This window comes from uncultured Rikenella sp., from assembly GCF_948810725.1.
GTDB lineage: Bacteria > Bacteroidota > Bacteroidia > Bacteroidales > Rikenellaceae > Rikenella.
The window spans coordinates 1-14318 of the sequence record NZ_CAQIVA010000047.1 but is presented as its reverse complement, the minus strand read 5'-3'; the positions used below and the strand labels follow the sequence as shown (position 1 = coordinate 14318).

Annotated in this window: 8 protein-coding genes; 6 read left to right on the top strand and 2 right to left on the bottom strand. The window is 47.7% G+C overall.

Annotated elements, in window-relative coordinates:
* Both Q9S52_RS09280 and Q9S52_RS09275 read left to right on the top strand, forming a co-directional pair.
* The coding region (locus tag Q9S52_RS09280; RefSeq protein ID WP_304708917.1) for an ATP-binding protein at positions 1–870 on the top strand (870 nt) is incomplete at its 5' end.
* A gap of 141 nt (positions 871–1011) precedes the next feature.
* Positions 1012–2349, top strand: coding sequence for an ATP-binding protein (locus Q9S52_RS09275; RefSeq protein WP_304708916.1), 1338 nt, complete (start codon positions 1012–1014; stop codon positions 2347–2349).
* Between the two features lie 163 nt (positions 2350–2512).
* On the opposite strand, the gene Q9S52_RS09270 is transcribed toward Q9S52_RS09275, so the two are convergent.
* Complete coding sequence (locus Q9S52_RS09270) at positions 2513–7096, bottom strand: hypothetical protein (protein WP_304708915.1); 4584 nt, start codon at positions 7094–7096, stop codon at positions 2513–2515.
* A 510-nt stretch (positions 7097–7606) separates the two neighbouring features.
* On the opposite strand from Q9S52_RS09270, the gene Q9S52_RS09265 reads away from it, so the two are divergent.
* Genes Q9S52_RS09265 through Q9S52_RS09250 form a run of 4 tightly spaced genes read left to right on the top strand, consistent with a single transcriptional unit; the run spans position 7607 to position 12385 of the window.
* Positions 7607–8425 (top strand): Dam family site-specific DNA-(adenine-N6)-methyltransferase, encoded by an 819-nt coding sequence (locus tag Q9S52_RS09265; RefSeq protein WP_297625924.1) that lies wholly within the window; start codon positions 7607–7609, stop codon positions 8423–8425.
* Positions 8418–9611 (top strand): metallophosphoesterase, encoded by a 1194-nt coding sequence (locus Q9S52_RS09260; RefSeq protein WP_304708914.1) that lies wholly within the window; start codon positions 8418–8420, stop codon positions 9609–9611. Before Q9S52_RS09265 ends, Q9S52_RS09260 begins: the two co-directional genes overlap by 8 nt.
* Entirely contained in the window at positions 9608–11467 is a 1860-nt protein-coding gene (locus Q9S52_RS09255; protein ID WP_304708913.1) for a hypothetical protein, read from the top strand. Before Q9S52_RS09260 ends, Q9S52_RS09255 begins: the two co-directional genes overlap by 4 nt.
* 3 nt (positions 11468–11470) lie before the next feature.
* A complete protein-coding gene (locus tag Q9S52_RS09250) occupies positions 11471–12385 on the top strand; it encodes a hypothetical protein (RefSeq protein ID WP_297625873.1) in 915 nt (304 codons plus the stop codon).
* Between the two features lie 476 nt (positions 12386–12861).
* On the opposite strand, the gene Q9S52_RS09245 is transcribed toward Q9S52_RS09250, so the two are convergent.
* Positions 12862–14190, bottom strand: a complete 1329-nt coding sequence (locus tag Q9S52_RS09245) for an ATP-binding protein (protein WP_304708912.1) — start codon at positions 14188–14190, stop codon at positions 12862–12864.
* Positions 14191–14318 lie beyond the last annotated feature (128 nt).

The following is a 14318-nucleotide window of genomic DNA, read 5'->3' as shown; positions in this document are numbered from 1 at the left end:
CAGACCGGCATGTACATCCTCACCGGGTCGCAAAACACCGAACTGATGGAGGCCGTCGATCAGTCGCTGGCCGGGCGCGTCGGGATTCTGACCCTGCTGCCCTTCTCCCACGAAGAGATGCGCGCCGCGGGAATCGCTCCGACAAACATCGACACCGAAATCTTCCACGGCGCCTATCCGCGCCTGTATGACCGGCAGATCGAACCGACCGACTACTACCCGAACTACATCAAAACCTACATCGAACGTGACGTGCGGCAGATGAAAGCGATCGGCGACCTATCGAAATTCCGCCGGCTCATCAAGCTGTGCGCCGGGCGGATCGGCCAGCTGCTCAACAAGGCCTCGCTGGCCGTCGAGTGCGGCATCACGGCGCCGACCGTCGATGCGTGGCTTTCGATCCTGGAGGAGAGCTACATCCTCTACTTCCTGCGGCCTGACCACAACAACTTCGCCAAACGGCTCGTCAAGTCGCCCAAACTCTATTTTTACGACACCGGGCTGGCCTGTTCGCTGCTCGAGATCCGACATGTCGACCAGCTCGACACGCATTATCTGCGGGGCGGTCTGTTCGAGAACCTGGTGATCAACGAGTTTCTCAAACGCGATTATAACCGGGGCTTGGAACCGTCGCTCTCCTTCTGGCGCGACAGCGCCGGCCACGAGGTCGATCTGCTTCGCCGGGAGGCTGGTCGGACGAAGGCTTACGAAATCAAATCCGGAGCGACCTTTTCGAAAAGCTATTTTACCGGTCTGGACTATTGGGGCCGCCTATCAAACACAGGGCCGGAAGATCGGGCGGTCATCTACGGTGGCGACCGGTCGATGCGTACCTCCTCCGGCGAGGTGAAGGCTTGGGAGGAGATGTAAGGTGCGCTGCCATCGGTTACATTTTGCGTTTTTCGACAAATTTCGGATAAAACATTCTGCATTTCTCGACAGAAGTCTGCAAAAACATTTCTCGTTTTCCGACAATTTCATATATTTGTAAGGAATCAATACTTCGAGAAGATGGCCGAGAAGACATTCAAACGCAAGATATATGACCGGATGCTCCGCTGGAAACGGGAGAGCGACGGACAAACGGCCCTCCTGATCAAAGGGGCACGGCGGATCGGAAAATCGACCATCGCCGAAGAATTTGCCCGTCGGGAATACGAGTCGTACATTCTGATTGACTTCTCGATTGCGGATCCGGCAATCCGGGAGTTGTTCGACCACGTGTCGGACCTGGATTATCTGTTCCTGCGGCTGCAATCCCTGTTCAACGTCTCGTTGCACGAGCGCCGATCGGTGATCGTTTTCGACGAGGTGCAGCTGTGTCCGCTGGCGCGGCAGGCGATCAAACACCTGGTGAAAGACCGGCGGTACGACTATATCGAAACCGGCTCGCTGCTCTCGATCAAAAAGAACGTACAAGGGATCGTTATTCCGAGTGAGGAGACGCGAGTGGCCATGTATCCGATGGACTTCGAGGAATTTCTGTGGGCTGTCGGCAAAACCCCAACTTTCGACCTGATCGACTACGCCTACCGAAACCTCCGGACGTTGGGCGAGGCCGTCAATCGCGATCTGTTGCGCGATTTTCGGCTCTATATGCTGGTCGGCGGTATGCCTCAGGCGGTGAATGCTTACCTCGAAGCGAACGATTTCGCGGCCGTGGATGCCGTGAAACGCAACATCATAGAACTTTATATCGACGATTTTCGTAAAATCGATCCTTCGGGTCGGGCCTCGCGCCTTTTCAGTTCGATCCCGGCCGAACTGGCCCGGAATACGGTGCGTTACAAAGTGGGAAGTGTGATTGAAAACGCTACGGCGGCGCGGTTGGGCGAGGTGTTGATGGATATGGCGGACTCCATGACGGTGAACTTCGCTTATCATGCCAACGATCCGAGTGTCGGTTTCTCGTTGCATGCCGATCCGGATCGGTTCAAGATCTTTTTGGCCGATACGGGGTTGTTCGTTACGCTCGCTTTCATGGACCGCGACTACACGGAAAACGAGATTTATCGCAAGTTGCTTTCCGATAAACTCGGGGTCGATCTCGGCTATGTGTACGAAAATGTCGTTGCGCAGATGCTCCGCAGCGCGGGGAACGAGCTCTTTTATTACACGTTTAAAGAGGCGACGGGGCGTCCTTACGAAGTCGATTTCCTGCTTTCGCGCGGGAACAAAATCTGTCCTGTCGAGGTCAAATCGTCGGGCTATAAGGCCCACAAATCGCTCGATCGGTTCGGGACCAAGTTTTCGCCTCGCATCTTGCACCGGTACCTTTTGTACACCAAGGATCTGAAAAAGGACGGGGATACGCTCTGTCTTCCGGTCTACATGACGGGACTGCTATAGGTCTCTCGTGTTATTGAGGTTTTATCGGTCAAAAACAGGTACTGAAAAGGCAATAGACAGCCCTTTCTATTTCCACTTCCACGTTCTGCCCGGTATTCTTCGGCCCCGAACCGCCCGCCGGTGGTTCAACCGGTAGCAGTGACAAGCAGCGGGGGGGATGGAGCTACACCGATTTCAGATATGTGGCTGCGAGGGAAGAACCGTTACTTTTCATAAATTCCAGTATTCGGACAACCGAGTCATGTAAATTCCGATTTCGGTGGATGTCGTCAAAATAGGTTGTAAACAGGTCTTTCATCATCGTTTCCAAATTCAGGAGGATGGAAGTGGCCGTATGATAATCTTTGTGGAATGTAAATCCGTGCACAAACGATGCTAACACGGGAATAATCCGTTTTACATATTTTTGGCCAATGGAGGTGAAGACGCGTGAGATGGCATAAAGAGGCGTATAATGGTGCGGCAGGTCTTCGGCTATTCGGGCATAGAAAGCCACGTCTTTCTCTTCCAGTTGGAACCAGTCGTCGCCCATTTTAGTGAGGTAGGGGGGATTGATCAGGTAGTTGTCCAGCATCTGTGAATAGTAACGGGGATTCAGAGCGACGCTTTTTACGATAGGATCGTAAAGAATGCCCCATACGATCCAAAAGGTATCATAGGCGCCGATCTCGGCGGCTTTTGCAACGAAGGAGGGCAAGAGAGTGTCGTGATCCGAGTCGCTGCTGATATAAGAAATGAAAGGAGTTATCAATCGGTCGAGTTCCTCTTTGGGTGAACGCAGGATATATTCCGACACGTTATTAGAATCCTGACAGGTGGCTTTCACCAATGGATAGCGGCTATGTTCCTTTGGCGTCCAGCGGGATGCTATCTTTTCTATACAACGATTGCCCAGTTTCCGGTCTTTTGGCTGGGTCGTCAGCAAACTCAATAGGGTGAGTGCCTGGTCGGAGGTCATCGTATCGACATGGTCGGCGGGTAATTTGCGGAGGTACCTGTGTAGCGTTTCTTTCATGAAATCTGCGTGCTCCTCCCAGAGGCGACACCGGGCAATCATCGAACTGACTATATCGCACGGACGGGTATGGGTCGTAGGCTCGTGCATTTCGGCATAAGTGATGAGCAGGTCTTGCAGCTGTGTCCGCCAGTCGTTCCGATCCAAAAGAGCCGAGAATCCTGACAAGATCACCTCGAAATCGGACGGCAAGGAACGGGAAGGGGGTTCGGTATGAGAGAGGGCATCGAACACATAGCGGCGACAGGTCTCTTTTTGATCCTCTGTCAGTCGCTCGGCCAGTTGTGTCAAAAGGATAGCGCCGACCATGCCTGGAAGAGACTCTTCATCCATAATATAGTTGATCGGCAGTCCGTTTTCATCCGTCTGCGACTTTGTCTCGTGAAGGGTCTCCAGTGCCAAGGATGGATTGATCTCATAAGGATTATTCTTGATTGCCTCTACTTCATCCCGACTTCGTTTGTCGATCCAATCACGAAGACTGGTACCTCTTAGGAGTTCTTGCGTATTTGCATTGATTTGACGGCTTTTTTCGGCCATTTCCGATGTCAGGACGGGGGTTACGCGTATCGCTTTCTGCCCATCGGCCGTTGTGATCTCCTCTTTTCGCATCGAGGTATAGTCGATACGGGCTAGGATGAAATCTTCGAAGGATCGTTGCTTCTTCGGTAGGGCGGAGACCTGCTTTTTCAACCGCTCTACGACCTTCCGGCATTCTCTCCATTGCGATTGGCCCGCTGCGTCGTTCCGATCGGAATAAGTCGCTTGCATGCGCAATAACACCGTTTCCAAATGGTGCTGGCGATGCGGTTTTTCGTTTGCCTGTTGGCGCTCTTCCTTCAGCCACGGATGATTATAGTAGACAAAGGACTGGCTGGAGGCCCGATGGAAGTCCCGGGAATAACGGTGCAGATCCAGGATGAAGAAACGAATGTCCTGCATCAGGAAAAACAGCTCGGTCGTAAACGCATCCTCGTGCGACATGGCCACGCTGGCCACAATGGCATAAAGCGAGGCCGAGCGGGAGTTATGGAGGACTGTCCTAAGCTGGCTTTTCACTTGCTCGATCCGCTGCTGCCCCTCCTGGTTCTCTTCCAACAGTTCCAGCCAGTGCGATTCCAGAGCCATGTGCATACTTTCGAGCACATGCGGCATGGCAAGGCTGGTCGTCCCCCGATAGAGGCACCACAGCTGCTGGTCGGCTATCACTTCATGCCTGCTTCCGTCAAACCGGGTCACCGGAATGATCTCCGGGCGGCTGGTATAGCCATAGTTGCTCGTGCTGTATTTTTCAACGGCGTCGTTCATGAAGTCGATGATGAACTTCAGGGTAAGATCATTGTTCTGATTGGCGTGAAATTCGGCTTGCAACAACGGCAATACGGGGGTTTGGAAAGCACTCGGCGGAAAGTAGGCATCGAATTCGGTATAATCTGCGTTCAGTCCGAATGCTTTCTCTGGGTTCATGGATCTGTCGATCGGGTGGAAAGGGAGGTTGTCGGACTCCTCTTCGGGTCGTTTGCGCCACCAGGTCTCCAGCAGGCTGATGATCTGAGGGTAGCAATACTTAGAAACGGCGATAGTCGTTGGGAATCTGCTGGTCGCCACATATTCCGCGAGTTCTTGGTATGGATCGCCCGGACGGGTCCAATGGTTGGCGACGACCTCGCGGAATATCTGTCGTAGTTCCTCGCGGATTTCTCCGGCATATCGACAAACCAACAGGCTCCACTGGCTGTCGTCTTTCATCCAGCAACACTCGCCTTTTCGGCGTTGCTCAGCCAGCACTTGAAAGAGGTGAAGGGCCAGCTTTCCGCCCAGTTCCACCGGCTCGCCTTTCGCATTTCGATAACCGTAGAAGTCGGACAGAAAATTACGTACGGTTTCCAGGTTGTCCATATAATAATCTTCCGCATGGCGGTCCATAAACCGGGCGATTTCTTCCCATCCGGAACCTGTGGGTATGGTTTCGGGATATTCCGCTCCGTTGTACTTGAAAATAGTACGCACTTGCTTACACGACACACGAACGATGTCAACGAAACGGTTGAATGGTTGATAATCATCGGTGTCGAGCTTCTTGGCGTGGCGGTCGAACCAACTGGCCGACGCCTCTGCCGACCCGCCGATACATTCCATAATGGCATCCGCCCAGCGCTGATCGATCGGGCCGGAAAATACCCGATCGCCGATATAGTCTGTTTCTGTCGATTTGTCTTCCAGCCGTTCGGCATACCAGCGTTTGAAGGCATTGATATACCGGAAGGGTGGTGCGGGGGTGTCGAGCACCGCAAGTATTTTGATTCTGTCCGACAGCTCTTGGATTAGCCAATAATCGAGCGCCCAGTCGGCATAAATATCGTGATTGATGAAAAAACCTTTGTGTGGCTCTTCGCCCAGAATGGCGGCATTGACCAGATCGATTGCCGATTCGTAATCCTCATTATAGTCAATGTAGTATGCACCGGTCTGCAGTTGCCGCTTGACAATCTCTATGAGGCAATGTGCTCGCCGTAACTGGCGGTCTTTCGGACCGCGTCCGTTCACCTTCTGTCGCCATACGTTGTCTCGGAAAGTTTTCAAATCGAATTGTCCCGAGTCGGTCCGTTCACAATATCTGGCCAGAAAAAACGGGAGGTGGAGTTGGTGTCTCAGTTTGAGGTCGTCGGGCAGCGTTATCCCGTTATCTGCCGCTATTGTTCTCAGTTCGTTGTCCTCGATTCTATTCACACGGATCGAATGGACAGAGAGCGTGTATTCCTCTTGGAGGAGGTTTGTTAACTCGGCGTGCGCATGATCTCGGCAGGTGAAGACGAAGTTCCACCCGTCTTGATTCAGTTCCTCAATGAGTAGCATCAGGGGTGCCGGATCGTTCAGTTCCAAAATTTTCTCGGCCGAATCGATCACCCATACCTTATGTTCCGTACCTTGGAAGTAGCTGCGGAATTCTGCCAGCGTATAATTTTCCTGTAAGGAAAACAGGTCGTTGACTGTTCGGGTGTTCAGCTGGTCTGCATGAATGATGTAGAAAGCATAGTCGTTCTGGGAACAATAAATCTGATGGTATTTTTTCACGATGGCCGATTTTCCGGCTCCGCTCTCCCCGGCCAGCAGCACGTTCTCTCCTTGGGCGATCGCCTCGGCCAGTCGATCGATCCAGGACGTCCGGTCGATGCTGATCGACCGGTTACCGATGGCGAAACTCGTTGCTATCGTTTTCACCCGGAGGGCATTGGCCCTCTCCACATTCTGTTGGAGGCGGTCTAAGCCTGACTGCAAATTGAAGAAAATATTGTAAGCCAGCGGATACTGCTGCACTTGGTCCAGGATATTATCTCCATATATCCACTCTAACTCTACCCCGAGCATTCGGGCCTGGTTCTCGATCTTGATTTGCCCCTTTGTCTTGTTCCGGCCTTTCGGAGGATTGCCCCACGCGGAGTTTGTGTAAATAATCTGCCGGGTCTGCCCTTTTTCGACTTTTGTCAGAGAGTTCAGAATCTCGCTTGGGTTAATCTTGCCGTTTTCAAAGAATTTCGCCTGGAAACCGACTATTTCATTTCCCGCCTGAATCGTCGCCGTTTCATTGCCTGGGTGATTCTTGAAATAGGCTAGAGAGTCTCCCAAACCGTATCTTGTTCTGAACAAGAAGCGCGCCAAGGCCTCGAACATTTCGTTTTTTCGGCCGGCATTCTTTCCCGTGAATTCGTCCCATGTTGGTCGTCCTATCATCTGGTCGCTCCTTTTTTGTTCTGTTGTTCTAAGAATCTTCCGTACATGGTACAAAATTAACCACTAAAGGTCTATATTTTATACGAAAAACCGGGTGTATTCCCATCGTGTAGGACTTGGGGGGCACCTCTTTCCTAAACTGGTCAAGGAGGATTGTGCCGCGTTCGCCGTCGGAAAAAGTTCAGGTTCTCTCTCTCTCTCTCTCTCTCTCTCTCTCTGGCGACGTTCGACGGGGGTATTTCGGATGGACACATAACTCGGTGTTCGCGCCGAGTGGGGTGGCGTCGATCTTCTGCATACGTGGACGAGGTCGGAGATCTTGCCAGGCTTTCACTTCGCTGGAGATAGGCTGCAAAAAGTACAAAGGCTGTTAAACGCTGCAGATTAACGGATAAGGACTTGAAAACCTGACGGTTTCATTAATTCGCTTTTTCTTCACAAATGTTTTATTAGGGGGCATTTCAAAGATCTTTGATTCGGTTGTTTTCAGAGTTTTTTCTATTTTTGTGTATGGCTGTATTCCATACTATACAACCCCTTTTCAGATGGGCGGGCAGTAAAAAAAAATTGCTGTCGGAATTGAGTCCTTACTGGGAGAAATACGCCCCTAAAAGATATATTGAGCCATTTGCTGGATCTGCCAGGCTGTACTTTCATTTGCAGCCTCAGCATGCGATTATTGGGGATCTGAATAAGGAATTAATCAATGCTTATCGAGTGATTCAGCGTTCTCCAGATTCTTTACATGGTTATTTAGCATCGCTTGTTAAAGATAAGGAACACTATTATGAAATCAGAGCGATTCATCCGGACTCGCTGACAGAAGTAGAAAGAGCGGGGCGGTTTTTGTATTTGAATAAGTTGTGTTTTAACGGGTTATATCGTACGAACTTAAAAGGAGAATTTAATGTTCCTTTTTCTGCATCGGCAGATAGTAAGTTCCCCACATTGGATGAATTGGTGCAATATTCTGCACTTATTCAGTCCGTGCAGTTTGTTTGCGGTGATTTTGAAGATATTGTTCGAGCTAACTTGAAAGCAGGGGATTTTATCTATATGGATCCTCCATACGCTGTGCAAAATAAAGATATTTTCCATCAGTATGGTCCTGATACATTTGGGATAAAGGATATAGAACGTCTTGCACATTTATTGGATGATATTGATCGTAGAGGAGGGCATTTTTTGTTGAGTTATGCGTATGACGAATCCTTGTATGACCAATATTTTAAGCGTTGGGGGATGAAGATCGTTTCAACGCAACGAAATATTGCGGGATTTTTGAAAGGGCGTCGGCTTGCCAATGAAATGTTGATCAGTAATGGGTAAGTCTCTTCGGATAGCCGTTATTAGCGACATGCATTGCATGTATAAGGAGGATTACAATTCTCCCGATACGATCTTATTCTCCAATCAACTCAGGTGTGGGGATAAAAAACATCCGATCGAGACATTAATACAATTAATCCAAGAAAACGATCTTACTTGTGATTATGTATTATGTCCGGGAGATATTGCCAATAAGGCAGATATTCAAGGACTGATCAGTGGATTTGGTTTCTTGCAGGAAATTCGGTCGGCATTGCAGGCAAAATGCTTGTTCTGTGCGCCTGGGAATCATGATGTAGCTTTTATGGATCATAAATGGTTTGATACAGCTCATCAGCCGTTAAAGGCTTTGCATCAGGATTATCCGGTGCCGGGCGACGATCGGAAAAGGCAATTTTTGGCCGATAATTTTTATGTTTATTCGGATGAACAAATAGTTGTTTTGTGTGTCGATAGTGTGCATAATTACACCGATAAGGAGAATGCCCAAAAAACATTAATTACACACGCAACGTTAGGCAAAATCCAATCTCAATTATCTGAATTAGTCCCCGTGCAGGGGGTTATTAAAATAGCCCTAACTCATCACCATCCTATTAAGTATTCCAATACAGATTATTTACAATATAAAGATGCAGATGCCCTCGAAAACGGAGATCAATTATTGGATATTCTAAAGAAATCCGGATTTCATCTCTTGATACATGGACATAAACACATTCCGCGTGTTGAGATACGGAATGATTTTCCGATATTTTGCGCAGGTAGTTTTTCCGGGTTACAAAATTTAAAACTGGGGGATGATGCCAATACATTTCATATTGTAGATGTAAAACTTCCTGACGACAGCTCACCACAATATGCTCAAGGCGTTATTAGAACGTGGGAATATAGGCAAAATAACGGATGGACGATGAATGATAGCCCAACAAAGGGATTCCCTGCTTTAACCGGTTTTGGTTCCCGTATATCCGTTGCAGATATTGCGTCTAAAATTGACACTTTAATCGGGTCGCAGCCTTTAATTACATATAAAGAGGTGGAAGATGGATGTCCGTTTATACATTGGCTGACGCCGTTCGAACAAGATGAGTTAACGACACTTTTGCAAAATCAGTACCATTTGGCCTTTTTTCCTTGTTTAAAGGTTGGTCCGACGCAAATTATGAAGATGATTGCAGAATGAGCGCACATACTTATGAAACATATAATGCCCGTTATCTGACGTTTGAGGCTATTGCACAATCGTTTATTCCTAACGAAGAGTTTAAAGCTCTGATCGTGGCGGGACATTCTGTATTGATTGGACCGAGAGGATGTGGAAAAACAACCTTGTTAAAGATGCTACATCCCAGGGCATTCGTCGCTTGCCAGGACAAGGGAATGAAAACATTGTTAGACTCCATGCCCTTCTGGGGAATTTATATCCCGACGGATAAGCAATGGTGCTCGTTGTTAGATATTATTTCTGAGAAATACAATCCGGATAAAATAAATACAATAGCTGCGACTCTGATCTGTATAAACGTTTTGTCAGCTATTAGTTTATGTTTCCAGGACTTGATCGATATCGCTGCCTCTTCTTTAGAAAATGGGAATCCTTATGGAGAGACTTTGAATAAAGATCAGTTTATGGAGCTGGAAGTCGAGCTGTCGACCGAGCTGGTTCGTGTTTGGGAGATCGAGAAACCCATTGTGCCGACTTTGTATGCCATCAATCAATACTTTGATAAGATCACGCGGAGGTTAGAAGGCGATTTGTATACTCAGAATTCGGTTACCTCGAACCCGATTGTTAAAACCTACTCTAACTTTGTTTCTCTTGCTTCATCTGCCTTCAAAGCCTTTAAGCGAATATGTCGACGGAGTAAGTTTTGTGCGTTAAAACAATTTCAGTGGGCCTTGTGTTTCGATGAATTGGAGATTGCGCCCCAATGGTTGAGAGACAGATTGTACGGGTTATTGAGGAGTACTGCGGATCAACAAATGTATTTTAAAATAACCTCTGCTCCTATTATTGGCCAGACCGTTTTGCAGAATACGGATGCTTCTGAAAAACATGACTTTAACGAAATATTGAATTGGGTGCATGATGATCCAAGTTTGTACAACTGGGAATCGTTTTGCGGTCAGTTATACAGCTCGATTATCTCCAAATCGTATACTGCAACGACGATGTTTGATATTGTCGGCAAATACGATATTATCAGATGTCTGACCGAAACAGATCCCCTGATCAAGAAAAAGATAGGACAAGATGTCGATTATGTTCCAGGCTCTCCGACGTGGCAATTATATAAGTTATTAGCTGAGCAAGATAAAACATTCAAGGAATACCTTTTGAAAAATAGTATAGATCCAGAGAATCCATATGATGAGGCCAAGAAGGATGCCGTTCTGCGTAAGATTAAAACTACGGCAGCTTGCAGATACTATTTTCTGGTTGGACAGAAAAAGCGAACACGTAAGAAGGTAGCCTTTTACTTTGGAGAAGATTTGATATATGATACATCGGACGGGAATCCCAGGTTGGCCATTAATATTATCAATCCGTTATTGTCCGAATATGAGAAGAATCGGAAGACTATTGGCATTACCAGGCAGTCGGTTATTATTTCAAAGCTATCCGAGGAACGCTTCGAATTCTATAATAATTACCCGAATGCCTTGATCGAATATGGCTTCAAATCATACTCATTGGGTGATTTGATCCGAATGGTTGGTCGCTGTTTCCAAAAAGCATTGTATGAAGAATCGTTTCAACCCGAACCGGTTAACACGTTTCATATCGACTCCAAAACCCCGAAAGAATTCCGAACACTGATTCAATATGGTTTGGACTTGGGGGCCATTCTAGAAGTTAAAAAGAACAAGAAAAAGAGAATATATAAGTTATCTTATATATTACATCCATATTTCAATCTGCCTAAGCGAAGCAATGCCAAACCAATAGCACTAAGTAGTATTTTGGCAAACGATGGAGTAATTGCCACGAAACCCCAGAAAAAAGAATCGAAGGTCATACAGGGTCAATTGTTTTAAAGCATGAAAATTACAAATCTATATAATGTAGAGGCTATTCAGGGGCCGATTGATATTTTTATCGGAGCTTGGGGGCTTGAATTGCGAAGTCTTTATTGGGTAAAGCAGTTATCCAAAAACAAAGAGATCAGATCTAAGTACATTTTACGATATGCAGAACGTGTAAAGAGCGACGCATTAGATCCGGAGATCCAGGTCGTTGATATAAAGGACGAAGACAATTCGGATCCAATTACCTCTATTGTCCAGGATCATCTGAGCCAGGCGAATGAGGCTTTGACAATCCTCATTGACTATTCTTCCATGTCTCGTATGTTATATGCAAGGTTTCTAAAATATTGTAGTCTGAATAATTTAGGAGTAAAACTGAATCTCATATTTGCCTATAATATTGCAGAACCTATAGAGCCACCTAAACCTAAGGAACAGAGATATAAATTCGGACCTATGCCTGAGTTCATTCATTTGTCCATTCCTAATAAACCCACAGCGCTTATTATTGGATTAGGTTATGAACAAAAAAGGGCTTATAGTCTCAAAGAATATTTTGATGCAGAGGCCGTGTATATATTCCGCACGGATAAATATTCCGCTCCTGAATATTATAAGCTTGTTGATACGCATAACCAACAACTATTGAATCAGTTAGAATCTGACCATATTTTCGAATATTCAATCAAAAATATCAGTTACGCCAATAAATTGCTGACGGATCTATGTGATACCTTATCTAAAGATTATCGCATTGTCATAGCTCCGTGTGGTCCTAAACCGTTTACATTGATTTGCTTGTTAACAGCATTGCGATTTGATATGGTCGATATCTGGAGGATTAACAATGAAGGCGATGTGGTAAATAAACAACCTACGGACCAGATGGTATATACAGGCGTTACTTTCCATGATGAGGGACAATAAATTGCACGTTGCTTCCGCCCTCTCGGGAATGTATGCTGCCTTCGCGAAGAATGGGTAATATATTGCACTTTTCTCTTTGTGGGTCATTCGGTTCATCAAAAAATGGTGCACCCTGACCCCACAAGATTTAGTCGACCTTCTAGGCGATCTGCATGGTTTGGTGTTTGGATATCCATAAATCTTTGGCAGACTATGTGCGGGCGAACTACTTGTCCGGAATAACCCACGACACCTTGTTCCCGAGCATCACGCAGATGGCACAAGAGGCATATACCAGGTTCCGCGAGAGGCTGTAAAGCAGGGGCCTGGAGGGGCGGGTTCCGATTTCTTGATGTTTTTCTTATTTCCGGGGATATTCAGTTGTTCCTCGCTTTTATTTAAATGCTTTTTCAAGAGGTGATTAACAGTATTTTACAGGTATGTGTGTATGTATGTTTGTTTGAAAAAGCATTTAAAAAGCATTTGAAAAAAGGTGTTTAAATGATCAGCCACTCCGAGTTCGGCCCCTGCGACTGGTTTCGGATCTTGCCCTGCTTCCGTAACTTGGTCAACAGATTGGTAATCTTGTCTTTTTTCTGTTTCTCATCGAGCAAATTGGGCAACAGAGGCCACAACAACTGGTCGATTTCCGGTCGCGACAGGGATTGGTGATCCCGTAGAGCGGTCAACAAAAACTCCTCGCAACGCTTGTTCCCGAGTCCTTTGTGTTCCGAGTATTCGACCTTCTGGCCAACCTTTTGGGCGATCTGTCGGGCAATATAGAGTTTGGGTTTTCGCCCTTCGATCAGGCGTTTACTCCTCAATCGGGCAATCTCTTCGTCGGATAACGGTTTCCCCAGCTGCACACGGTTCAGCAGTTCGATGTCGAGTAGGTTCAGGTCGGGGTTCTCGGCCAGGATATTGGCGTAGTTCATGTCGAGGATTTTACCCGTTATGGTCACCTCGACCCGATTGGCTTCCAGCTTGTAGTCCGGCAGGGGAAAGAGGCGCTGCCGTTGGAAAGTATACATCTTTCGGATGCCGCTGCCGATCGTGTCGACCATCCGTAGGCCCACCATCGCGGTGACTAGAAACGGATTTCGATAGTATTCCTCCGGTGCGTTGTTGACCAGTACTCGTTCGATGTTGCCGGGTATGAACGAACCCTTGTTCGAGAAGACCAGTTTGTCATCGTATTCCATGACATTGATCTGTCCGCCGAGGGTATAGTCCTGGTGGGCAATGGCATTGTTTAGCGCCTCCCGGATCACATAGGGTTCGTAGGTGTCGATCTCGTCCGGGAAAAGTGTTTTGTGGGCGGGGTTGATGTATCGGTATTTCAGGTTTCGGATCTTGTCGTAGATCCTGTCGACCGCCAGTACGAACGGGCAGCTGGCAATCGCATAATCGCGCTCGATGTCGTCCGACCCCCGCAGGATCCATTTGATCTTGGCGACCGCCGGAGAGAGTAGTGACTCGCTCTCCTCCCTCCCCAGCAGGATAACCGCCGTACGAGTAATCTTTCCACGGATCGTAATCTTCGCCTTGTTCAGGAAAGTCGTATCGTCCCATGCGGCAATCTCTTCGGCTTTGTCCTTGTGAGCATCGGTGTACAACTCCCGTGCTTTGGCGATGGCCGCCGGATCCAAATCGGCCAACGAGGCTTCCGGGAGGATCTCTGCACTCCAATCTGTCGCCGCTGCCTGCATTCTGATTCTTTCCAGCTTTTCGATGCTCAACCCCTGCAGCGACTCTCCGTCGCGCCCGTAATAATGGTCTTGAAATGCGATCGGGATCCCCGCCGGCGCCGGTGGAATCTCGAACATGACGACCCGTTTGCCATTCGTGTACCGCAATTCGTGTATCTCGACGAACGTATGACGACCCGTGGTATGATCGAATTAAATTTGAGTGCGAGGATCCCAATAGTGGCGAACTCACGATTAATGGAATA